This is a genomic window from Hylemonella sp. P2_B10, from assembly GCF_056404875.1.
The window spans coordinates 321,694-344,754 of record NZ_JBFUDE010000006.1; the positions used below are offsets into that span (position 1 = coordinate 321,694).

23 protein-coding genes are annotated in these 23,061 nt (G+C 65.9%); 14 read left to right on the plus strand and 9 right to left on the minus strand.

The annotated features are described in order from the left end of the window. The first annotated feature begins 9 nt into the window (after nucleotides 1-9). The 4 genes from AC1DX2_RS24310 to AC1DX2_RS24325 all read left to right on the plus strand — a co-directional run bounded on the left by AC1DX2_RS24310 (nucleotide 10) and on the right by AC1DX2_RS24325 (nucleotide 3,720). Nucleotides 10-378 (plus strand): hypothetical protein, encoded by a 369-nt coding sequence (locus tag AC1DX2_RS24310; RefSeq protein ID WP_477199010.1) that lies wholly within the window; start codon nucleotides 10-12, stop codon nucleotides 376-378. A 6-nt stretch (nucleotides 379-384) separates the two neighbouring features. Then, nucleotides 385-981, plus strand: coding sequence for a trimeric intracellular cation channel family protein (locus AC1DX2_RS24315; RefSeq protein ID WP_477199011.1), 597 nt, complete (start codon nucleotides 385-387; stop codon nucleotides 979-981). Nucleotides 982-1,078: 97 nt separating this feature from the next. Continuing rightward, entirely contained in the window at nucleotides 1,079-1,669 is a 591-nt protein-coding gene (locus AC1DX2_RS24320; RefSeq protein WP_477199012.1) for a hypothetical protein, read from the plus strand. A gap of 14 nt (nucleotides 1,670-1,683) precedes the next feature. Further along, nucleotides 1,684-3,720: a dipeptidyl-peptidase 5 gene (locus tag AC1DX2_RS24325; RefSeq protein WP_477199013.1), complete on the plus strand. Its 2,037-nt coding sequence runs from the start codon at nucleotides 1,684-1,686 to the stop codon at nucleotides 3,718-3,720. 186 nt (nucleotides 3,721-3,906) lie between these two features. Here AC1DX2_RS24325 and AC1DX2_RS24330 read toward each other — a convergent pair whose 3' ends face one another. The 4 genes from AC1DX2_RS24330 to AC1DX2_RS24345 form a co-directional block, all read right to left on the minus strand. After that, entirely contained in the window at nucleotides 3,907-4,320 is a 414-nt protein-coding gene (locus tag AC1DX2_RS24330) for a DUF6691 family protein (protein ID WP_477199014.1), read from the minus strand. A gap of 8 nt (nucleotides 4,321-4,328) precedes the next feature. After that, nucleotides 4,329-4,766 carry a YeeE/YedE family protein gene (locus AC1DX2_RS24335; RefSeq protein ID WP_477199015.1) on the minus strand — a complete coding sequence of 146 codons (438 nt, stop codon included), beginning with the start codon at nucleotides 4,764-4,766 and terminating at the stop codon, nucleotides 4,329-4,331. A 16-nt stretch (nucleotides 4,767-4,782) separates the two neighbouring features. Then, entirely contained in the window at nucleotides 4,783-5,397 is a 615-nt protein-coding gene (locus AC1DX2_RS24340) for a LysE family translocator (protein ID WP_477199016.1), read from the minus strand. Nucleotides 5,398-5,582: 185 nt separating this feature from the next. Further along, nucleotides 5,583-6,056: a group II truncated hemoglobin gene (locus tag AC1DX2_RS24345; protein WP_477199017.1), complete on the minus strand. Its 474-nt coding sequence runs from the start codon at nucleotides 6,054-6,056 to the stop codon at nucleotides 5,583-5,585. 161 nt (nucleotides 6,057-6,217) lie between these two features. Between AC1DX2_RS24345 and AC1DX2_RS24350 the strand changes: the two genes are divergently transcribed. From AC1DX2_RS24350 to AC1DX2_RS24395, 10 genes are read left to right on the plus strand one after another with little or no spacing between them, the layout of a single operon-like run. Further along, nucleotides 6,218-7,000, plus strand: coding sequence for a crotonase/enoyl-CoA hydratase family protein (locus tag AC1DX2_RS24350; protein ID WP_477199018.1), 783 nt, complete (start codon nucleotides 6,218-6,220; stop codon nucleotides 6,998-7,000). 17 nt (nucleotides 7,001-7,017) lie between these two features. Beyond that, nucleotides 7,018-8,889, plus strand: a complete 1,872-nt coding sequence (locus tag AC1DX2_RS24355) for a feruloyl-CoA synthase (RefSeq protein WP_477199049.1) — start codon at nucleotides 7,018-7,020, stop codon at nucleotides 8,887-8,889. A gap of 2 nt (nucleotides 8,890-8,891) precedes the next feature. Next, entirely contained in the window at nucleotides 8,892-10,142 is a 1,251-nt protein-coding gene (locus AC1DX2_RS24360) for a thiolase family protein (RefSeq protein ID WP_477199019.1), read from the plus strand. Nucleotides 10,143-10,179: 37 nt separating this feature from the next. Next, complete coding sequence (locus AC1DX2_RS24365) at nucleotides 10,180-10,965, plus strand: SDR family NAD(P)-dependent oxidoreductase (RefSeq protein ID WP_477199020.1); 786 nt, start codon at nucleotides 10,180-10,182, stop codon at nucleotides 10,963-10,965. Nucleotides 10,966-10,981: 16 nt separating this feature from the next. Continuing rightward, a complete protein-coding gene (locus tag AC1DX2_RS24370) occupies nucleotides 10,982-11,401 on the plus strand; it encodes an acyl-CoA thioesterase (RefSeq protein ID WP_477199021.1) in 420 nt (139 codons plus the stop codon). Nucleotides 11,402-11,452: 51 nt separating this feature from the next. After that, nucleotides 11,453-12,589 (plus strand): ABC transporter substrate-binding protein, encoded by a 1,137-nt coding sequence (locus AC1DX2_RS24375; protein ID WP_477199022.1) that lies wholly within the window; start codon nucleotides 11,453-11,455, stop codon nucleotides 12,587-12,589. A gap of 36 nt (nucleotides 12,590-12,625) precedes the next feature. After that, nucleotides 12,626-13,666 carry a branched-chain amino acid ABC transporter permease gene (locus tag AC1DX2_RS24380; RefSeq protein WP_477199023.1) on the plus strand — a complete coding sequence of 347 codons (1,041 nt, stop codon included), beginning with the start codon at nucleotides 12,626-12,628 and terminating at the stop codon, nucleotides 13,664-13,666. A 1-nt stretch (nucleotide 13,667) separates the two neighbouring features. After that, entirely contained in the window at nucleotides 13,668-15,443 is a 1,776-nt protein-coding gene (locus AC1DX2_RS24385) for a branched-chain amino acid ABC transporter ATP-binding protein/permease (RefSeq protein WP_477199024.1), read from the plus strand. Between the two features lie 5 nt (nucleotides 15,444-15,448). Then, complete coding sequence (locus AC1DX2_RS24390) at nucleotides 15,449-16,198, plus strand: ABC transporter ATP-binding protein (protein WP_477199025.1); 750 nt, start codon at nucleotides 15,449-15,451, stop codon at nucleotides 16,196-16,198. Continuing rightward, nucleotides 16,195-16,671: a MarR family winged helix-turn-helix transcriptional regulator gene (locus AC1DX2_RS24395; protein WP_477199026.1), complete on the plus strand. Its 477-nt coding sequence runs from the start codon at nucleotides 16,195-16,197 to the stop codon at nucleotides 16,669-16,671. Before AC1DX2_RS24390 ends, AC1DX2_RS24395 begins: the two co-directional genes overlap by 4 nt. 569 nt (nucleotides 16,672-17,240) lie before the next feature. Here AC1DX2_RS24395 and AC1DX2_RS24400 read toward each other — a convergent pair. From AC1DX2_RS24400 to AC1DX2_RS24420, 5 genes are all read right to left on the minus strand, one after another. Next, nucleotides 17,241-17,765, minus strand: coding sequence for a hypothetical protein (locus AC1DX2_RS24400; RefSeq protein WP_477199027.1), 525 nt, complete (start codon nucleotides 17,763-17,765; stop codon nucleotides 17,241-17,243). 99 nt (nucleotides 17,766-17,864) lie between these two features. Next, nucleotides 17,865-18,230, minus strand: coding sequence for a hypothetical protein (locus tag AC1DX2_RS24405; protein WP_477199028.1), 366 nt, complete (start codon nucleotides 18,228-18,230; stop codon nucleotides 17,865-17,867). A 436-nt stretch (nucleotides 18,231-18,666) separates the two neighbouring features. Further along, the gene (gene pobA, locus AC1DX2_RS24410; protein ID WP_477199029.1) at nucleotides 18,667-19,848 is read right to left on the minus strand and encodes a 4-hydroxybenzoate 3-monooxygenase; all 1,182 of its coding nucleotides are present in this window, start codon (nucleotides 19,846-19,848) and stop codon (nucleotides 18,667-18,669) included. Nucleotides 19,849-19,960: 112 nt separating this feature from the next. Beyond that, nucleotides 19,961-21,145: a hypothetical protein gene (locus tag AC1DX2_RS24415; protein ID WP_477199030.1), complete on the minus strand. Its 1,185-nt coding sequence runs from the start codon at nucleotides 21,143-21,145 to the stop codon at nucleotides 19,961-19,963. 10 nt (nucleotides 21,146-21,155) lie between these two features. Then, nucleotides 21,156-22,973, minus strand: coding sequence for an Ig-like domain-containing protein (locus AC1DX2_RS24420; protein WP_477199031.1), 1,818 nt, complete (start codon nucleotides 22,971-22,973; stop codon nucleotides 21,156-21,158). Between the last annotated feature and the right edge of the window lie 88 nt (nucleotides 22,974-23,061).

A 23,061-nucleotide genomic window follows, 5' to 3' on the forward strand; every position in this document is an offset into this window, starting at 1 on the left:
GAAAAGACCATGGACATCCACTGCAAGGTAGCCGCCGCCCTGTCCATCGCGCTCAGCCTGTTCGAGTTGTTCGTGATCTCTCTGATGGCGATGTTCCTGGGTAGCCTGATCGCATTGCTGGGCACGCACAACGAGCTGATGCGCTTCATCGCTGCCTTTGGCGGCGCCATTTTGGCCGGGTTCGCGTTGGTCGCGGGGGTGAACCTGGTTGCCGCCGTCTGCTTCCTGCGCGGCTCGCAAGTGGCGCGCATCTGGCTGATCCTGGTCAATGGGCTGATGTTGCTGAAGTTCCCCATTGGCACGCTGATCGGCGGCTACACGCTGTGGGCGCTGCTGCGGCCGCTGCCCGCGAGGCTGGCCACCGCGCAACCGGTGTAGCGCGCGGTGCTGTTCTACATCCTCGACCTGATGGGCGTGGCCGTGTTTGCCACCAGCGGCACGCTGGCCGCCATGGCCGCGCACCTGGACCTGCTGGGCGTGCTGGTGCTGGCCTCTGTCACCGCCGTGGGTGGCGGCACGCTGCGCGACCTGCTGCTGAACCGCCACCCGGTGTTCTGGATCCAGGACAGCCGGCCGCTGCTGGTCATCATTGCCGCCACGCTCATCACGGTGCTGTGGGTGCAGCTGCTCCCTGTGCCGCGGCAGGCGCTGTTGCTGGCAGATGCGTTCGGTCTGGCGCTGTTCGCGCTGTCGGGCGCGCAGGTGGCACGTGCCGGCGGCTGCGGCGCGCTGGTCGTGATCCTGATGGGCACGCTGACGGGCGCCGGCGGCGGCGTGCTGCGCGACGTGCTCAGCGCCAAGGTGCCGCTGATCCTGCGACAAGACATCTATGCCACGGCAGCCATCGCCGGCATCGTGCTGTACCTGCTGCTGTTGCGCGCCGGCCTGGCCACGCGCTGGGCCATGGGTGCCGGCATGCTGACCGTGGTGGTGGTGCGGCTGGCAGCCATCTACCTGGGGCTGGCACTGCCGTCTTTTTGAGGCATGGCACGCACAATTCCAAACCAAAGCGCGACAATATGCCGCAACAAGCCCAAACAAGGGCGTCCACCAGGGAGAAATGCCGATGAAGTTGTCCATGTCCACGGTCCTGACAGGTTTCATGCTGCTGTCCGCAGCGCCGGTTCTCGCGGCCAGCCGTCTGTTGACTTTGCCCATCCCGGTGACGCTGTACTCGCAACCCTATTCCATGGGGGAAGAAAGCTTCGCCGCCCTGACTGATCTCAAGGAAGCCGGAGTCAAGCTGAAGCTCACGCCGTTTGTGCCCTCCAGGCCAGAAGACGAGCCGAGCACCTGGTGCCGGGGATGGTTTCCCGTCGTGCCCCAGCAGGATGTCACGTACAAGGAGTTCGTCTTTGGCGCGCTGCAGTATGAGCTCACCAGCGCAGGGCTGTATTCCGAGACAGAAGGCCTGGAGTTGACGCTGCAGACGCAGTTGGTGGACTTCAATTCCCAGTTTAAGGGCAAGTGGATCTACAAGGCGGTGGTGACCGTGCAAGGGCGGCAGCAGCCCTTGCAACTGTCCTATGAGTTTCCATTCGAGGTCTCCATGGGCGCTGTCTACGCTTGCAAGGAAGTTTCGGATGCCTTCGTGCCCAGTGTTCGCGGTTTTCTGAAAACCATCTACACCGACGCCCGGTTTCGCGAGCTCGTCCTGCCCGCCAAGTGAAGTCGGCTCAATCCATGCGCAAGTCCAAACCCCTGAACGTCGCCACGCTGTGGCAACTGCAGCGTATCGCCGGCCTCGCGCTGGCGCCCGATGGCACCCAGGCGGTGTGCTCGGTCAGCCGCTACGACATGGACGACAACAAGGCCAGCACGCACCTGTGGCTGCTGCCCACCGCACCCGGTGGCACACCGCGCCAACTGACGCAGTGCGGCGAGCGCAATAGCCAGCCGGCCTGGAGCCCGCAGGGCGACCGCATCGCCTTCATGGCCCGGCGCGAGCAGGACGGCAGGAAGGACGACACGCCGCAGCTCTACGTGATCGCCCCGGACGGCGGCGAAGCGCAGCGCGTCAGCCAGTACGCGCCCGGCATGGAAGGCTTCAAGTGGATGCCCGACGGCAAGGGCATCGTGTTCGTCGCCTGGGTCTGGCCTGAACTGAAAGGTGCCAAGGCGCAGGCCAAGCGCTACAAGGCTTTCCTTGAGCGTAAGGAAAGCGGCTACGCCACCTCCGAAGCCCACTACCGCTACTTCGACCACAACCTGCCGCAGGACCGGGTCGCGCACCTGCTGCTGCTGGAGCTGGGCAGCGGCCGCGTCACCGACCTGCTGGAAGGCAGCGGCTATGAGCTGCCACGCGACGAGCCGGGCGCCGGCCACTTCGACATCAGCCCCGACGGCAAACACATCGTGTTTGCCTGCGACACCCAGCCGCTGAAGCGCGGTAGCAACCGGCTGGCGCTGGTGGAGTTGAACCTGCGCAAGCGGCGCTGCCGGCTGCTGACCGATGCGCCTGACTGGGACTTTGCCGCCCCCACCTACAGCCCTGACGGTGGCAGCATCGCCGTCATCGCGGCGCACAACGGCCCGCGCCACACCGCGCTCGGCCAGCTGGCGCTGCTGGACCGCGACAGTGGCCGCTGGCAGGCTGTCAGCAATGCACGCGATCGCCATGTGAACGCACCGCTGCGCTGGGCACCCGACAGCGGCAGCGTGTACTTCACCGCCGAAGAGCATGGCCGCTGCCACCTGTGGCGCTATCGTCTGGAACGGCCACAGGACCAGACACCAGCCGCGTTCGAATTGGCCGCGCGCGGCGGCTGGGTGCAGGGCTTTGACGTGGGTGGCCCGCTGAATGAACCACCCGTGGTGCTGAGCGCCATGGACAGCGCGATGCACCCGGTGCGTGTGCTGCGGCATGACGCGGCGCAGGCGCCACCGCAACGTCTGGAGCGTTTCAACGACGATCTGCTGGCGCGCTGTGCGCTTGGCGAGGTTCAGGAACATTGGGTCACCGGCGCCCAGGGCGACGCGGTGCAGGTGTGGCTGACCTTCCCACCGGGCTTTGACGCCAGCAAGAAGCACCCGGTGCTGCACGCCATCCACGGCGGGCCGTATGCGGCCAGCGGCGACACCTTTGCCTACCGCTGGAACACGCACACGCTGGCATCGAAAGGCCATGTGGTGGCGCAGGTCAACTACCACGGCTCCAGCGGCTTTGGCTTCGCGTTCCGCGACAGCATCATGGGGCGCATGGGCGAGCTGGAGTTGCAGGACGTCGAGGCCGCCACCGACTGGCTGTTGCAGCAGCCGTGGGCCGATGCGAAGCAGGTGTTTGCCTCCGGCGGCAGCTATGGCGGCTACCTGGTGGCGTGGATGAACGGCCACATCCCGGCCGGCCGCTACCGCGCCTACATCTGCCATGCCGGCGTGTTTGATCGCGTGGCCACCTGGAGCGCGGACTCCTACACCCACCGTCCCATGGACCTGGGCGCCAACTACTGGGAAGACCTGCCCAAGGTGCAGGCACAAAGCCCCGCCACCTTTGCCGCTGCCATGCGCACGCCCACGCTGGTGATCCATGGCCAGCAGGATTTCCGTGTGCCTGACCACAACGGCCTGGCCTACTACAACACGCTGAAAAGCCTGGGTGTGGATGCGCGCCTGCTGTGGTTCCCCGACGAGAACCACTGGGTGCTGAAGCCGCGCAACTCGAAGCAATGGTACGGCGAGTTCTTTGACTGGCTTGATCGGCATTCGCGCGCTCAGTCGTAACTGGTAGGCGACGATACTGCCTTGCTGGGTCAGTGGCTGCCGACGCCGCTGGTGCGCGTGGCTACGGGAATGTCCCCCGGCCCTGCGGGCCTCCTCCTTGATTTCCCTCCGCCACGCGCCCCAGCGACATCGGGTTAATTGGAACGCGCCACGCCGAAACGCCGGCAGCAAAGGCACCGCAAGAGCTCAACGCCGCTCCAGCCACTCGAACAGCACCATGCCCGCCAGCATGGCCCCAACGAACAGCAGGGCCTTGGGTTGCCCCATGCCCAACGCCACCACGCCGGGGCCGGGGCAGAAGCCGGCAACGCCCCAGCCGATGCCGAACAGCAGACTGCCCAGCACCAGGCGCCGGTCGACCTGGCGCGCGGTGGGCAGGTTGATGGGTTCATTCAGCAACGAACGGCTGCGCTTGCGTGCCCAAGCAAACGCCGGCAGGGCGACGGCAATGGCGCCGCCCATCACGAAGGCCAGCGACGGGTCCCAGGCGCCACCCAGGTCCAGGAAGCCCAAGACCTTGGCCGGGTTGGCCATGCCCGACAGCACCAGGCCCAGACCGAACACCAGGCCAGCCAGCAAAGCGATGATCAGCGACGCCATGAACGGCCTCAACCCCAGCCCAGCACATGGCGCAGCAGCGCCACGGTGGCAAAACCTGCGCCCATGAAAGCCACCGTGGCCACCAACGAGCGCGGCGACAGCTGCGACAAGCCGCACACGCCATGCCCGCTGGTGCAACCAGCGGCATAGCGCGTGCCCACGCCCACCAGCAGGCCGGCAACCACCAAGGCCGCATCTCCGGCGGCGATCTCGATCGCGGGCCAGGGGGCCAGCAGCCGGTACACCCAGGGTGAGGCCAGCAACCCGGCCACGAACAGCAACCGCCACAGCACATCGCCGCGCGCCGGACGCAGCAGGCCACCCACGATGCCGCTGATGCCGGCCACGCGGCCGTTGAACAACACGAACAGCGCGGCGGCCAGGCCGATCAGCGCGCCGCCGGCCAAGGCGCCCCAGGGGGTGAAGGTATTCCAGGCGATGGACATGTAGGCGCCCGCCCGCTCAAGCCCGCAGCGGCAACGCCGCCCCCAGCGCCATGAAGATGCCGCCGCAGACCTGGTTGAAGCGCCGGCCCACCCGTTGCAACCAGGGCCCCAGGCGCTGCGCCAGGCTGGCCAGCAGCAACTCGGTGCTGATCTCGGTCAGGGCGAAGGTGCCAGCCATGATGAAGAACTGCAGCAGCATGTTGCCCGCCGGATCCACAAACTGCGGCAGGAAGGCGGCAAAGAACAGCAGGCCCTTGGGGTTGGTCAACGAGGCCAGCAGGCCCTGTCGGAACAGCGAGGCGCCCGAGCGTGTGGGTAGCGCATCACCGTGTGCCTGCAGGCGCACCGGCGGCGCACGCCAGACCTGGATGCCCAGCCACACCAGGTAGGCGCCGCCCACCCACTTGAGCAAGGTCAGCCAGGTGATGGAGGCGCGCAGCAGCGCGCCTATGCCGAACATGGACAGTGCAATCAGCACCGTGAAGCCCAGCGCACCGCCCGCAATGGTGTACAGCGCCTTGTTGCGGCCATGCAGCGCACCGTGTGTCAAGGCCAGCAGGCCATTGGGGCCGGGAGACAGCGACAGGCCCACGCAGGCCAGCAAATAGAGGAGCCAGGTACTGAAATGCATGTCTGAATGTTACCGCTCTCATCCTACATGTCCCCCACAGCGGTTGACAAGCCTGTGGATAAACTGTGACTGAAGGCCAAACCCCCAGCATTGACGCGCGCCGTGCTCAGCTTGCTGAAATTCACAGCAGTGAAACAAGTTCCGCGCGCAGGCCTAGGGTTTTCACCATGGTGCTGCGAATTCTGTCAAGGCTGGTACGGACCCTTGACTTCACCCCAGCCCCAATGCGGCATGGGCGCATGCTCGTCCACCGTGGCGCCGGGCTGCGAGTTGATGACCGCCAGGCGCGAACCCCATTCCAGGTAACTCACCAACGCGGAGCGGAACTCGGGGTCGTCCGGCAAGCCGAGTTCGTCAGCCGTCTGCAGCAGCAGTGTCACCCATTGGCGGCGCTGTGGCTGCTCCAGGTGGCGGTTCAGGTGCTGACGGATCATGTGCGGGTGACCGCCATGCTGCGCCGAATAGCTGCTGGGGCCGCCCAGCACCTCGGCCAGGAAGGCCGCCACATGCTCGGGGTGGTCCGCGCCCATATGGGCAAACACCGGGGCCAGCAGCGGGTCCGCTTTCACATGCTCATAAAAGCGCGTGGTCAGGCGGTGCAGCACGTCCATGCCGCCAAGCCATTGGTACAGGGACGGGATGCCGGTTGGGTCAGTCATGGGTCAGGGCTGTTGTGGTGGAGATATGCCTGTACATGGTGTCGTCCCGTGGCTCATGCAATCCCGGGACGGCCCGGGAAAACACCTAGAAAAGCACATTCGTCCCGCATTGATTTAGTTATATTTAATAACCATAATTCATTCCACAAGGCAGAACCACCATGAGCACCAAAGACCTGCACCTCGAGATCCAGGGCGATGACAGCGAAGTCGCCGTCATCCGCCTGAGCCGTCCGCGCAAGCGCAACGCCATCAGCGACGGCCTGATGCTGGGCCTGCGCCGGCTGTTCGAGGAATTGCCCGCCGGCGTGCGCGCTGCCGTGCTGCATGGCGAGGGTGAACACTTTTGCGCCGGGCTGGACCTGGCCGAGCTGCAGGAGCGCGATGCCGCCGAGGGCCTGCACCATTCGCGCATGTGGCATGCGGCGCTGGAGCAGGTGCAGTTCGGCCCGGTGCCGGTGGTGGCCGCGCTGCATGGCGCCGTGGTGGGCGGCGGGCTGGAGTTGGCCAGCGCCTGCCACGTCCGCGTCGCTGACGAGACCACCTTCTACGCACTGCCCGAGGGCTCGCGCGGCATCTTCGTCGGCGGTGGCGGCTCGGTGCGCATTCCGCGCCTGATAGGCGCCGCCCGCATGGCCGACATGATGCTGACAGGCCGCGTCTACACCGCTGCCGAGGGTGAACGCGTGGGCCTGGCGCAGTACCTGGTGCCGCCCGGCCAGGCGCTCACCAAAGCGGTGGAGCTGGCCCGACGCATCGCGCAAAACGCCCCCATGACCAACTATGCGCTGGTGCACGCGCTGCCGCGCATCGCCGAGCAGCCTTCCGACCAGGGCTATTTCACCGAAGCCATGATGGCCGCCATTGCCCAGAGCGCCCCCGAGGCCAAGGCGCGCATGCAGGACTTTCTGCAGGGCCGCGCCGCCAAGGTCAAGAAGCAATGAACAGCGAAGCGCAGGCCATGAACGCACCCGCTTCGCTGTACCGTCCGCTGCGCTTCGGTGTCACCCGGGGGGTGATGACCGAGGGCGTTGACGGCGTGCGCTACCTGCGCGCCGAGCAAGCCTTGGAGCCGCACGCACCGCACATGGCCGAGCGCCTGTTGCATTGGGCGCGCGAGGCGCCGGACCGCACGCTGTTCGCGCAGCGCACGCGGCTGGCCGATGGCAGCCGGGGCGACTGGCGTCACATCAGCTACGCGCAGGCACTGGCCAGCGCCCGCGCCATCGCCCAGGCGCTGCTGCAACGCGGCCTGAATGCGCAAAGCCCGGTGCTGGTCCTGAGCGAAAACGACCTCGACCACGCACTGATGGCGCTGGGCTGCATGCTGGCCGGCATCCCCTGGTGCCCGGCCTCGCCGCCCTACTCCACCTTGAGCACGGACTACGCCAAGCTGCGCCATGTGGTGGACACGCTGACACCCGGCCTGGTGTTCGCCAACGACGCCAGCCGCTACGCCAAGGCGATGCTGGCGACGGTCGCCCCGGAAGTGGAGCTGGTGTTTGCCCAAGGCAGCACCCTAGGCCGACCCAGCACGCCACTGGCCGAATTGCTGGCGACCAAACCCACGGCGGCGGTGGACGCGGCCACCGCGGCCATCACGCCCGACAGCATCGTCAAGTTCCTCTTCACCAGCGGCTCCACCAAGCTGCCCAAGGCGGTCATCAACACGCACCGCATGTGGTGCGCCAACCAGCAGCAGATGCGCCAGTCCATGCCGGTGCTGACCGAAGAGCCGCCGGTGCTGCTGGACTGGCTGCCGTGGAACCACACCTTCGGCGGCAACCACAACGTCGGCATGGTGCTGTACAACGGCGGCACGCTGTACATCGATGAGGGCAAGCCGGTGCCGGCCCTGGTGGGCGAGACGCTGCGCAACCTGCGCGAGGTGGCGCCCACCGTGTACTTCAACGTGCCCACGGGCTTTGAAGCCATTGCCGGTGCGATGCAGACCGACACCGCGCTGCGCAAGAACCTGTTCTCGCGCGTGCGCATGTTCTTCTATGCCGGTGCCTCACTGGCCCAGCCGGTATGGGACAGCCTGTTTGCCAGCGCGCAATCGGAAATCGGCCAGCGCGTGGTGATGGCCAGTGGCCTGGGCATGACCGAATCCAGCCCGTTTGGCCTGTTCGTCACCAGCCCGCATGTGCAGTCCGGCGACCTGGGCCTGCCCGCGCCGGGGCTGGAGCTGAAGCTGGCCCCTTGTGGCAACAAGACCGAGGTGCGCTACCGCGGCCCCAACATCACGCCCGGCTACTGGCGCGACCCGGCGGAGACCGCCCGGCACTTCGACGACGAAGGTTTCTTCTGCACCGGCGACGCGCTGAAATGGATAGACGAGGCCGACGTCCACAAGGGCCTGCGCTTTGACGGCCGCATTGCCGAGGACTTCAAGCTGGCCACCGGCACTTTCGTCAGCGTGGGGCCGCTGCGCGGCAAGCTCATCGCCACCGGCGCACCTTGCGTGCAGGACGCGGTCATCACCGGGTTGGACCGGCACGAGGTGGGGGCCATGGTGTTCCCCAACGTGGCCGCATGCCGGGCCTTGAGCGGCCTGGCGGCGGACGCGCCGCTGGATGAGGTGCTGGCCAGCACGCCGGTGCTGGCCCACTTCCAGCGCCTGCTGGACACGCTGGCCGCCCAGGCCACGGGCAGCGCCACCCGCATTGCCAGGATGTGCCTGCTGGCCCAACCGCCGTCGATGGACAAAGGCGAGGTCACCGACAAGGGCTCGATCAACCAGCGCGCAGTGCTGACACTGCGCGCGGACACCGTGGCGGCGCTGCACGAAGGCCGCCTGCCCCACACGCTGCAACCCCAAAACAGAACCTGACCATGAGCCAAGCCGGATTTTTTACCCCCTTCAACGACGTCTGGTTGCTGGACGGCGTGCGCACCCCCATGGTGGACTATTGCGGCGCGCTGGGCCACATCTCGCCCACTGATCTGGGCATCAAGGCCGCGCGCGCGGCGCTGGCGCGTGCCGGCGTGCCGGGCGAGCACATCGGTTCCGTCATCACCGGCAACATGGCGCCGGGAGACTTCTACCAGTTCTTCCTGCCGCGCCACATCGGCCTGTACGCCGGCGTGCCGGTGCAGGTGCCGGCCATCATGGCGCAGCGCATCTGCGGCACGGGCTTCGAGCTGTTTCGCCAGGCCGGCGAACATATCCAGGGCGGCGCCTGCGAGGCCGCGCTGGTGGTGGGCACCGAGAGCATGACGCGCAACCCCATCGCCAGCTTTGAGCACCGCACCGGCTTCAAGCTCGGCGCGCCGGTGGGTTTCAAGGACTACATGTGGGAAGCGCTGCTGGACCCGGCCGCCGACATCAACATGATCCAGACGGCTGAGAACCTGGCCAGGCAATACGGCATCACCCGCGCTGAAGTGGACGAGTTTGCATCCGCCTCGTTCGCCAAGGCGGTGGCGGCGCAGCAAAGCGGCTTCCATGCCGGCGAGATCGTGCCGGTGGTCAGCGAGACCTTTGAGCTGGAAGGTTACAAGCCGCGCGGCATACGCCTGGCTGGCAAAGTGACCGAGGTGGCGCAGGACACCCATCCGCGTCCTTCCCCCGTGGACGTGTTGTCCAAGCTCAAGCCGGTGTTCAAGGACGGCGTACAGACCGGCGGCAACAGCTCGGCACTGGTGGACGCGGCGGCATCCGCTGTGGTGGCCAGCGGCGCCTACGCCAAGGCCCAGGGCAAGCAGCCGCTGGCGCGGGTGCTGGGTGTGTCCGCCGTGGGTGTGCCGCCAGAGATCATGGGCATTGGTCCGGCGCCGGCCATACGCCTGCTGCTGGAGCGCACTGGCCTGACGCTGGACGAAATCGACCGCTTCGAAATCAACGAGGCCCAGGGCGCACAGACGCTGGCAGTGGCGCGTGAACTGGGGCTGGACCTGAACAAGCTCAACGTGCATGGCGGCGCCATCGCGCTGGGCCACCCGCTGGCCGCCACCGGCGTGCGCCTGACCCTGACGCTGGCGCGCGAAATGCAGCGCGCCAAGCTGCGCTATGGCATAGGCGGTGCCTGCATAGGCGGTGGCCAGGGCATTGCGCTGCTGCTGGAAAACCCCGCTGCCGCCTGAGCCCCCTGCCCCCGATACTGAAAACCTGGAGACACTCATGAAGATTGAAGGACACAGTGCACTGGTCACCGGCGGCGGCTCCGGCCTGGGCGAGGCCACGGCGCGCGAACTGGCACGCCTGGGCGCCCAGGTGGCGGTGCTGGACGTGAACCTGGCCAACGCCCAGCGCGTGGCCGACGACATCAACGCCGCCCATGGCGCAGGCCGCGCGCTGGCGCTGGCCTGCGACATCACCAACACGGAGAGCCTGCAGGCCGCGCTGGACGCTGCCACGGCGGCCCATGGCCCGGCGCGCATGCTGATGAACATTGCCGGCATTGGCAGCGCCAAGCGCGTGGTGGGCAAGGACGGCAATGCCGCACCGCTGGAGGATTTCGCCAAGGTCATCAACGTCAACCTGCTGGGCAGCTACAACGCCAGCCGCCTGTTTGCCGCCGCCTGCGCCAAGCTGGCTCCGCTGGAAGACGGCGAGCGCGGCGTGATGCTGTTCACCGCCTCCGTGGCCGCCTTTGACGGCCAGGTGGGCCAGCAGGCCTACAGCGCCTCCAAGGGTGGCCTGGTGGGCATGACGCTGCCGATGGCGCGCGACCTGGCGCAGCACGGCATACGCGTGTGCACCATCGCGCCCGGCCTGTTTGCCACGCCGCTGATGAAGACCCTGCCCGAGCCGGTGCAGGCCTCTCTTGCCGCCAGCATCCCCTTCCCGCCGCGCCTGGGCAAGCCCGAAGAATTCGCCCAACTGGCGGCGCACATCGTCACCAACGGCCACCTGAACGGCGAGGTGATTCGCCTGGACGGCGCGCTGCGCATGGCGCCGCGCTGAACGCCACGTGAACGCCATGGCCAAGACCGTTGTCTACGAGGTGCAGGTGATGTTCGGCGATTGCGACCCGGCCGGCATCGTGTTCTTCCCCAACTTCTCGAAGTGGATGGACGCCGCCTCGTTGAACTTCTTCGTCCAATGCGGTGTGCCGCCCTGGCGCGAGCTGGTGAAGACGCGCCACATCATCGGCGCGCCGCTGCTGGAGATCAACACCAAATTCCTGCGCCCTGCCACCTATGGCGAAACCCTGCAGGTGCACACCACGGTGGAAGAGTGGCGCAACAAGGCCTTTGTGCACCGCCATCTGGTCAAGCGCGGTGACGACCTGCTGTGCGAGGGCACCGAAATCCGCGCTTTCTGCGTGCGCCTGCCGGAAGAGCCGGAGCGCATACGCGCCATCCCCGTGCCCGAAGACATCAAGGCACTGTGCAGTTGATCCGCCAAAACAGTTTTTTCCGTCCGCAAACCATAACCTGAGGAGACAACGATGACGAAGCTGAAGAAGACTGCGGCCTGTGCCGCCATTGCGCTGCTGGCATCCGGCGCGGCGCTGGCCGACATCACGGTAGGCGTGGTGCTGCCGCTGACTGGCCCCGCATCCGGCCTGGGCATACCGGCTGGCAACCAGGTCAAGCTGTGGCCCGCAACCATAGCTGGTGAAAAGCTGAAGGTGATCGTGCTGGACGACGCCACCGACCCCACCAACGGCGCCAAGATCGCCAAGCGCTATGTCACCGATGAGAAGGTGGACGTGATCGTGGGCTCGGTGGCCACACCGGTGGCCATTGCCATGGCCGACGTGGCGGCCGAGGCCGGCACGCCCCAGCTGATGATGTCACCGGCACCACTGCCGCCGGGCAAGGACAAGTGGAGCTTTCGCCTGCCGCAATCCAACGGCGTAATGGCGCATGCCATGGTCAACCTGATGAAGAAGCAGGGCGTGAAGACCGTGGGCTTCCTGGGCTACACCGACGCCTATGGCGAGAGCTGGCTGAAGGAGTTCACCGCCGAGGCCGACAAGGCCGGCATCAAGGTCGTCGCTGCCGAGCGCTTCGCCCGCTCCGACACCAGCGTGACCGCGCAGGTGCTGAAGCTGACCGCCGCCAACCCCGACGCCATGCTGCTGGTGGCTTCGGGCAGCGGCGCGGCCATGCCGCACATGGCGGTGATGGAGCGCGGCTACACCGGCAAGGTCTACCAGACCCATGCTGCTGCCACCCGCGACCTGATGCGCGTGGGCGGCAAGGCGGTGGAAGGTGCCTACGTGGTCTCCGGCCCGGCGGTGATTGCCGAGCAACTGCCCGACAGCCACCCGTCGAAGAAGGTCGCGATCGACTTCGTGCAGAAGTACGAAAAGGCCTATGGCCCGGGCTCGCGCAACCAGTTCGCCGGCCATGGCTATGACGCCGAGCTGGTGCTGGAGAAGGCCATTCCCATCGCGCTGAAGAAGGCCAAGCCGGGCACGCCCGAGTTCCGCGCCGCGCTGCGCGACGCCTTTGAGAGCATGGGCCGCACCGTGCTGTCGCACGGCGTGCTGAACTGGACCAAGGATGACCACTGGGGCTTCACGCTGGAGACCGGCGTGATGCTGAAGGTGGTCAACGCCGACTGGAAGGTCGAGTAAACCTGTCCCACGGACGCACAGCGGAAAACCCTAGGCATGGACTTCTCGATCGCCAGCATCCTGCTGCTTGATGGCCTGACCAGCGGCGTGATCTACGCGCTGCTGGGCCTGGCCACGGTGCTGGTGTTCACCGTCACGCGGGTGATCTTCATCCCGCAGGGCGAGTTCGTGGCCTATGGCGCACTGACCTTGGCGCTGCTGCAAACCGGCAAGGTGCCCGGCACGGTGTGGCTGCTGCTGATCACGGCCGTGGTGGCCGCCGCCATGGACGCGTTGGCGGCCTGGCAGCGCCACCACAGCGTGCTGCCGGTGCTGAAGGCCGCCGCGCGCACGCTGGCGCTGCCGGTGGCGTTGTGCGCGCTGACGGCCTGGCTGGCGCCGCAGCAACCCCACATGGCGGTGCAGGCTTTGCTGGCGGTGGCGCTGGTCACCGCCTTCGGGCCGCTGGTGTACCGGGTGGCTTACCAGTCACTGGCCGACGCCACGCCGCTGGTGCTGCTGATCGTGTCGGTCGGTGTGCATTTCGCCATGACCGGCCTGGGCCTGCTCTTTTTTGGCGCCGAGGGGTTTCGCAACCCGGCGCTGTGGGACTTGCGACTGCGCTTGGGCGCACTCACACTCTCTGGCCAGGCCATCATCATCGCCGCCGTATCGGCCGCGCTGCTGGTGCTGCTGTGGCTGTTTTTCGAGCGCTCGCAGTACGGCAAGGCGCTGCGCGCCACCGCCGTCAACCGGCTGGGCGCGCGGCTGATGGGCATCTCGTCGCAAACGGCCGGCCAGCTGTGCTTCACCATGGCGGCCTTCATCGGCGCGTTGTCGGGCCTGCTGATCGGCCCCACTACCACGGTGTTTTACGACTCAGGATTTTTGATTGGCCTGAAGGGCTTCGTCGCCGCCGTGATGGCCGGCCTGGCCAGCTACCCCGGTGCGCTGCTGGGGGCGCTGGCCGTGGGGGTGGTGGAGGCTTTCGGCTCGTTCTGGGCCAGCGCCTTCAAGGAGGCCATCGTGTTCACGCTGGTGCTGCCGGTGCTGCTGTGGCGTTCGTTCGCCAGTGGCCATTCGGATGAGGACCATTGAGATGGGGTTGAGCCAGGTGCGGCGCTTTGGGTTGGTGGCCTTCGTGGTGGTGCTGGCAGCGGTGGCGCTGCTGCCGCTGCCGGATTTCTGGATCACCCAGCTGAACTACATCGCGCTGTACAGCCTGGTGTGCCTGGGCCTGGTGCTGCTGACCGGCGTGGCCGGGCTCACGTCCTTCGGCCAGGCCGCCTTTGTCGGCCTGGGTGCGTACACCAGTGCCTGGCTGACGCTGAACGCCGGCTGGTCGCCCTGGGCCACGCTGCCGGTGGGGCTGGCCATCACCGCTGCGTCAGCGCTGGTGCTGGGCGCCATCACGCTGCGCATGTCGGGCCACTACCTGCCGCTGGCCACCATCGCCTGGGGCTTGGTGCTGTACTACCTGCTGGCTAACGTGGACGCGTTTGGCAAGTACGACGGCATGCTGGGCATACCCGGGCTGTCTGTCTTTGGGCAGGCGCTGGGCACCGGCCGGGGCTTCTATGTGCTGGCCTGGGCGTTTGTGTTGCTGGCCGCGCTGGCGCTGCTGAACCTGCTGGATTCACGCGCCGGCCGCGCGATGCGGGCACTGCGCACCGGCACGCTGATGGCCGAGGCCATGGGCGTGAACACGCTGCGCTACAAGGTATCCGTGTTTTTGATCGCCGCGCTGCTGGCCTGCCTGGCCGGCTGGCTGCTGGCACACCTGCAGCACACGGTGAACCCTTCTCCCTTCGGGCTGAAGATGGGTATCGAATACCTGTTCATGACGGTGGTGGGCGGCGTCGGCCAGGTCTGGGGCGCGCTGACGGGTGCGCTGCTGACCAAACTGCTGGAAGACCAGTTGCAGGTGCTGCTGCCCAAGCTGATCGGCAGCAGCGGCAGTTTTGAAGTCATCGTGTTTGGCATCGTGCTGGTGCTGGTGCTGAAATACCTGCCAGACGGCCTGTGGTCGCTGGTAGAGCGGCGCCTGCCGCGCGCACCGCGCAAGGTGGATTGGGCAGACGCACCACCGCTGCCCGAGAAACCGAAGCCGGCGCACGGCGAACTGGTGCTGGACGTGCAAGCGGTGCGCAAGACCTTTGGCGGCCTGGTGGCGGTGAACGACATCAGCTTTCAGATCCGCGCCGGTGAGATCGTGGGCTTGATAGGCCCCAACGGCGCCGGAAAATCCACCACCTTCAACCTGATCAGCGGCGTGCTGGGCCTGAGCGGCGGACAGGTGCTGTTCCGTGGCCAGCCGGTGGGCGGCCTGCGCTCGCGGCAGATTGCTGCGCGCGGCATGTCACGCACCTTCCAGCATGTGAAGATGATCCCCGACATGAGCGTGCTGGACAACGTGGCGCTGGGCGCCCACCTGCGTGGCAGCAAGGGCGTGCTGGCGGCGATGGTGCGCACCAACCGGGCTGAAGAGCGCCAGCTGCTGCGCGAGGCGCAACGCCAGCTGGAACGGGTGGGCATGGGCCCCTGGCTGCACGAGCAGGCCGGCAACCTGCCCATGGGCCCGCAGCGGCTGATGGAGATTGCCCGCGCGCTGTGCGGCGACCCGGCGCTGCTGCTGCTGGACGAGCCGGCCGCCGGCCTGCGCCACCAGGAAAAGCAGGCGCTGGCCGACGTGCTGCGCCAGTTGCGTGGCGAAGGCATGAGCATCCTGCTGGTGGAGCACGACATGGACATGGTGATGGGCCTGTGCGACCGCCTGGTGGTAATGGAATTCGGCACCTTCCTGACCGAGGGCACGCCCGAGCAGGTGCAGCAAAACCCGCAGGTGCGCGCCGCCTACCTGGGCACCGAGCATTGAGAGCCATGGCCATGAGCACCACCACGCCCCTGCTCGACATACGCGACCTGCGTGCCGGCTACGGCCGCGCCGAGGTGCTGCACGGCATCAGCCTGAGCGCCAACGCCGGCAGCGTCATCACCGTCATCGGGCCGAACGGCGCCGGCAAGTCCACACTGCTGAACACGCTGATGGGTGTGTTGCCGGCGCGGGGCGACATTATGTTCAACGGCCAATCCATCACGGCGCTGACGCTGGAAGAGCGCGTGATGCTGGGCATCGCGCTGGTGCCGGAAAAGCGCGAGCTGTTCGGCAGCATGCCGGTGGAAGACAACCTGTCGCTGGGCGGCTTTCGCCCGATGCGGCTGGGCACCGCACGCTGGCGTGACCGTGTGGACGAGGTGTACACGCTGTTCCCGCGCCTGAAGGAGCGCCGCACGCAACTGGCCGGCACGCTGTCGGGCGGCGAGCGCCAGATGCTGGCGCTGGGCCGCGCGCTGATGGCGCAGCCCAGCCTGCTGCTGCTGGACGAGCCGAGCCTGGGCCTGGCACCACTGGTGGTGCGCGAAATCTTCAACACCATTGCCGCACTGCGCAGCACCGGCGTCACCATTGTGCTGGTGGAGCAGAACGCGCACGCCGCCTTGGCCGTGGCCGACCATGCCTATGTGCTGGAGATGGGCGAGTTGAGCTTGAGCGGCCCGGCGGCTGAGTTGGCCAGGGACCCGCGCGTGGCGGACACCTACCTGGGTGCGCGGCGACAATCCACGCCATGACCCTCAAGGCCATCCAACCCCCTGCCCCGCCGGCCACTGCGGAAGCGGTGGACACCCGCTTTCTGGAAAGCCTGGTGGGCTACAACGCGCGCCGCACGGCGCTGGCCGTCATCGAGGTGTTCATGCAGGAGATGGCGCAATACGACTTCCGGCCGGTGGACTTTTCTGTCGCCTCCACGATCGCGCACAACCCCGGCATCACCTCTCGCCAGCTGTGCGCGGTGCTGGGCGTGCTGCCGCCCAACCTGGTGGGCCTGATCAAGCAGTTGGAGCAACGCGGCCTGATAGAGCGCCAGCCCCACGCCACCGATCGCCGTGCCACCGGCTTGCATGCCACACGTGAAGGCGCGGCGCTGATCAAGCGCGCCGAGACCACGGCGCAGGCACTGGAACTGCGGGCCGCCAGCAGATTGACTGCTGCTGAGCGCAAGACGCTGATTACCCTGTTGCAAAAGGTGTACCTCGCGCCTTGAATGTTGCGCCGGGGTTTCCGTTGGGGTCCGCTGGCGCCGCGCGTTGCTGATTGGCGGTTGCCGACGCCACTGGGGCGCGTGGCTACGGGACTGTCCCCCGGCCTACGGCCTCCTCCTTGATTTCCCTCCGGCACGCAACACACGCCGCGAAGCGGCAACCTGATGTTGCACGACCGTGTGGGCCGACCAGTTAGATTTGCGTTGCATCCGTTAACTCTTACTGTTGTTTGTCCAAACTCTCACCGCATGCTTGGCATTTCGTCCTGAATATAGATGGAGGCGTCAATCGATCCGGAATGCTGCGACCGTTATAGACCAGCGGTGCCCCGCAATTCGGGCAAGAAATTCTTCGGATCATATGGCTTGCTATGGGCAAGACCGCGAAAAATGGAACGACGAACCATTGAGACAGATACAAACAACCGAGGCCCATTAAGGACTCTGCGAAAAAGAAACCAACCCATGCCAAGAAGTATCTTTGGGACGGAGCCATTGTTGAGTGGTGGAGAACTGTCATCTAACGCAAGAAGTAAACGGACGCCGCAGGCGGTCCGTATTTCACTGATGGGTTAGGTTGCATTCTCATGTGGTTGCGCATTGAAGAACAATACTAAATCCTCTACTGTTCGGACCTTGCCGAAGTACGGATTTTCAGGAAAGTCGTCAAGCGATCGTCCGGTTCTCTTTGACACATTTGGGGCAAGTGACATGTCGAGATCGTCTGAGTCCTCAAGGAGGTCCTTGAGAAGCACGTCGGAAGCTCGGACCGGAAAGTTAGGTACAGCATCAGCTAATTCCCTTTGCAGCTCTTCGTAGACCGCTCGAATCACCCATGTATCGACATTTCGCGCATCAAAACTTCTGGCGAACTCGCAGATGGATTCACCACCACGCACTTGTGCCAATGCTTCAAGCCTCCTCTTTCGACGCCGGCTTGAATAAATGGATACCAACACCAGGAGAGCCGCGCCAGCCGAAGTAGCCCACGGAGCCTTACTGAACATCACATAGCCGACATACACAGTGCTCCCGATCAGGACGGCGATAAAGAGCCATCCCAGGATAGCCGAAGGGCTCGGCGTGGCAACTGGCATAAGGCGAGAGGGCCGACGCATTTTGCGACCTAACGTTCGACATGACCGGCGGCTTTGGGCTCGCGCAGCCAGCTCAAAGACGTCCGCTCGACGGAGGGGTTAGGCACCATTCTCGAACCAAATTTCATCGAGATCTTCCGCTTTGCCACGAAACGGGATGACTTCATGGAGGTCATTGAGAGTAGAGGGTGGCTCACCGGCAATGATGCTCCGATGCATTTGCAGCAGGTGGCTCAGTCCCTCGCCAGCGTACATATTTCTCGACCAGGACGATTCTGGACCGTGCCGCTGCAGCAACTGAGCATATGCACGTTCACTCGCAATCCAAAATTCGATGCGATCTGGTTCGCTCAGGCCCCTCAGATCGAACTCGCAGAATGGCGGCGTCCGTTCGGCCTTATCGGCGAGCCACACCCTCAACCGGGCGTGCGCATCAGACACCTCTCTGGAGATCAGCACAAGCATTCCGCAGTAGCACATATTCGAGCGATATAGTCCGCGCCCATCTTCCAGGAGAAGAATCGCTGACATGGTGCCTAACGCAATATATACCGCAACACTCTGCGGTATAAGTTGGCAAATTCACCAGCAAAACGGGCATGCAGCCCTTGCTGGCCATTGATAGTTTGCTCGCATAAAAATAGCGACAAACCCAGCAGATCTTGTGCCGAAGTTCTTGCCATCCCTCCCCCTCTCGCCGTACTTGTTCTGCTTAGCAATGTACCCGAAAGGCCAAATGCGGGAAACCCCTGACCTCATGCCGTTCGCACGCCAACCACGCTTGCAGGATCAGGTCGATGCGGCATTCGGCGCAGCGGCATCAAGGAGGAGGGCCGAAGGCCCGGGGGACAGCCGCGGAGCCGAGTGCCGCGTCGGCCTGATCCCAGCCAATGCCTTGGAACTAAAACGGCAGTCCGACGTAGTTCTCCGCCAGCGCGGTGCGTGCAGCCACCGAGTTCACCAGGTAGTCCAGCTCGGCATGCTGCAGCTTGGCGCCAATCGTGCCCTGATCGGGGAACAGGTGGGTCAGTGAGGTGAACCACCAGCTGAAACGCTCGGCGCGCCAGACGCGGCGCAGGCAGGTGTCGGAATAGTGCGTGAGCCCAGCCTGGCTGTTGTCGAGGTAGTGCTCGTGCAGCGCGTAGGCCAGGTAGCGCACGTCCGATGCGGCCAGGTTCAGCCCCTTGGCACCGGTGGGCGGCACGATGTGGGCGGCGTCGCCGGCCAAAAACAAGCTGCCAAAGCGCATCGGCTCAGCCACGAAGCTGCGCAGCGGGGCGATGCTTTTCTCAATCGATGGGCCGGTGACCAGGCTCTCGGCGGCGGCCGGGTCCAGCCGGCGGCGCAGCTCGTCCCAGAAAGCGTCATCGCTCCACTGCGACACTTGGTCGTCCAGCGCGCACTGCACGTAGTAACGGCTGCGCGTGGCCGAGCGCTGCGAGCACAGCGCAAAGCCGCGCGCGTGGTTGGAATAGATCAGCTCAGGCGACACCGGCGGCGTGTCGGACAACACGCCCAGCCAGCCAAAGGGATAGACCTTCTCGAATTCGCGGATCGCCCCCGCCGGCACGCTGGCGCGGCTGACGCCGTGGTAGCCGTCGCAGCCGGCAATGAAGTCGCAGCGCAGCGTGTGCTGCTCGCCGTTGTGGGTGTAGGTCAGCCAGGGCTTGGCGGTGTCAAAGTCATGCGGCTGTACGTCCTGGGCGTTGTAGACCGTGGTCAACCCTTCTGCCTCGCGCGCGGCCATCAGGTCGCGCGTGACCTCGGTCTGGCCGTAGACGATGACATGCTTGCCGCCGGTCAGGCCGGAGAGGTCGATGCGGTGGCGCGCGCCGTCGAAACACAGCTCCACACCGTGGTGCACCAGGCCCTCGGCGTGCATGCGCGCGCCCACGCCAGCCTCGTCCAGCAAATCAGCAGTGGTCTGTTCGATGACACCAGCGCGTATGCGGCCCAGCACATAGTCGCCACTCTGGCGCTCCAGAACCACATTGGCAATGCCAGCCTTGTGCAGCAACTGCCCCAACAACAGCCCAGAGGGCCCCGCGCCAATGATGGCGACCTGCGTACGATGTTCAGTCATAAGCAAACGATTCTGTAGCGGGACCTTGCCTTTGAGAAGCCGGGGCCGCCACTAGCAGGTATCACAAACCGGCATGAAAGGCCTCCAGCATGCGCAGACCGAGATAACCGGCTTACTTCACACGCGTCGCGGTCAGGGTGCCCTCGGGGATGACCAGGGTCAGCGTATCGCCGTTGATGCGCGTGTTGCCCGCGCCCAGCGAGCCGGCGCCCTTGCAGGTGCCTATCGGGTCGCCCTTGAAGCCGGTGAAGCCGCCGGTGTAGCCGTCCGAGATGCCGGCGCTGCCGTTGGTGTCCACGCTGGGGCAGGTGAGGGTCAGCGTGCCGGTGCTGGCGTTCCAGGTGTAGGTGGCGCGCTCCACGCCGGGCCAACTCTGCAGGCTGGCGTTGGCGGCGCGCCACTCGGTCTGCACGAAGTCCCCGTTGCTGAAGAAGGTGAGCATGCTGCTCGGGGCCACAAACCAGGAGCCGACGATGGTGTTGCTGGTATCCACCAGGCGGGTCAAGGTAGCGGTGCCGCCTGCCGTGGTGAAGCTCATGGTGTTGCCGCTGAGCTGGACCGTCCTGGCCTGGCTGGCGTCGCGGCAGGTGCCGATGGGGTCGCCCTTGTAGCCGGTGAAGCCGCCGGTGTAGGTGCCCGCGGGGCCAGCCGTGCCATTGGTGTCCAGGCTGGGGCAGGTCATGGTCAGGGCGCCGGTGCTGGTGTTCCAGACGTAGGTGGAGCGCTCCAGGCCGGGCCAGACCTGGGACGCCACGGGGTCAGGCTCTGAAAAGGCCCACTGGGCCTGCATGAAGTCGCCATTGCTGAAAAATGTCACCATGGCGCCGTTGTTGCCGGGGATGGTCCAGGTGCCCACGATGGACGAGGCGCAGCTGCTGGGGAAGATGTTGCAGGTGAAGTCCGCCAGCGCGCCGATGCGCGACAGCTTGCCACCGCTGACCGGCCCCAGGTGGTAGACGTCGCCGCTGCCCATGACGATGATGAAGTTGCCCGAGCCCGGGTAGTAACGGAACACAAAGCCGCTGCGCTGCACCGTGGGCTGGGCGCCGGGAAAGTTGCCGGGGTTCTGCGTCTGCGCCCAGTCCATGTAAGCCGTTGCATCCACTACTTGTGTGCTGGTGGTGGCCTGGCGCACCTGGACCTGCCCGCGGTCCAGCTGCTCACGGTCCATTTGCGCGCGCTGCACCACCTGGGCGGCCTGCAGTTGCGCATCGGGGTCACTGAGGCCGCCGCCGCACGACACCAGGGCCAGTGTGGCCAGCACCAGGGGCAAGGACAAGGACAGTTTGATGTTCACGAGTCGCCCTTCAAAGGGTGTACTGCAAGCCCGAGCCCGCATATCCCACCAGGTTGACATGCTGCTGGTTGGCGGTGGAAGCGGCCATGTCGGCCAGCCACTGCGCCTGTGAGGTGGTGCCGGCGTTGAGCGGCGCCAGCAGGCTGGCCAGCGTGGCCGCATCCGGTGCCTTGCCATACACATCGGCATAGACCATCTTGACCAGGCTGGCGTTGTCGTTGCCGCCGGCAAAGGCCGCCACGATGCCCGTGGCCACCAGCAGGTTGGCCCCGTCCAGCAAGCTGGCACCGCTGTCGAAGTAGTTCAGGAAGATGCCAGCCAGGCTTGGCACCCCCACCAGCGCCGGCCCCAGGCTGGTGGCCACGGCCATCATCAGCACCGTCTTGCCGCCAGCCTGGGTGATGCCGAGGTCCAGCGCCAGCCGGTTGTCGCTGAACTGCAGCCGCTCGATGTTGCTCAGGCTGTCATTGCCTTCGCTCAGGTTGGCTGCGCGGTTGTCGGCCACGGTGGCCGGCAAGCTGTCGGCCAAAGCGGTGGCATTGGCGGCGGGGCCCAGTGTGATCTTGTAGTCGCTGAACTTGCCGCTGTATTGGGCGGTGTCCAGCCCGGTACCACCATCGAGGGTGTCGTTGCCGGCCTTGCCGTTCAGGGTGTTGTTGCCCTCATTGCCTGTGAGCAGGTTGTTCAGCTCATTGCCGACACCAGCCAGGTTGCCTGAGGCGCTGGCCAGCGACAGGTTCTCGACAAAGCCGGTCAGCGTGTAGTTGATGCTGGCAATCACCTTGTCCACCGCGCGGCCCAGGTCGGCATCGGGTGAGTTCGGATCAAGGGGTTGGGCGGCGTTGGTGGCCTGCTCCTGCACCACATCACCAGCGTCATTGACGTAATACAGGTCACCGCCATCGCCGCCCTGCATGGTGTCGGCGCCGCTGCCGCTGATCAGGGTGTCGCTGCCGGTGCCGCCCAGCATCAGGGTCTTGCCGGCACCGCCCACCAGCACGTCGTCGCCGGCGCCGCCGTCCAGCGTGCCGTTGCCGGGGCCGGCGATCAGGGTGTCGTCACCGGTGCCGCCAGTCAGGTTGGGGGCGGCGGCGGTGGCGGTCAGCTGCTGGCCATTGCCGGCGGTGGTGAAGTGGTAGCCCAGGCTGCCGCCGAAGTTGTTGCCTGACAGGTCTTTGACACTGCCGGCGCTCAGCTCCAGGCTGTAGTTGCTGCTGGCGGCCAGCGGGGTGCTGCGAAACAGGGTCAGCGTGTTGCCGGAGATGCTGAGGTTGGCGGTGTTGCTGGCCGAATAGGTGGCCACCACATTGCCGTCGGCATCCTTCAGGACGATGGCGCCCGCGCCCAGCACGATGGCTTCGCTGAAGGTGATGCTGATGTTGCTGGTGATGGAGACCGCAAAGGCGCCGTTGGCGGGGGTGGTGCTGACCAGGGTGGGGGGCGTGGTGTCGGGCAGCGTGCTCACCAGCTGCTGGGAGGTCACCACGCCGTCGGAAAACTGGAAGCTCTCCACGCCCGTGACCAGGTCGGTGCCATCACGCCCAGCCGTCTTGTCCACCAGGGTGAAGACGGCGGTGTTGGCGTTGTAGCTGATGGTGTAATCGGCGCGCTTGCCCAGGTACAGCCCCAAGTCGCTGCCGGCGCCGCCGTCCAGGCTGTCGTTGCCGCCGCTGCCGACCAGGTAGTCGTCCCCGGCGTCCCCGTTCAGACTGTCATTGCCCGAGCCGCCGTAGACGATGTCGTTGCCGGCCAGGCCCTGAAAGACGGTGTCACCCGTCGCACTGGCATACAGGATGTCGTCACCCGTCGTTCCATTGACAACTGGCATCGCGTGGTTCCTTGTCGGTGGTGTTCCACCTTGTTGTGGAGCGAAGATCCGCAGGCCGGCCCATTATGGAGGGTGCCGGCAGGTGCGG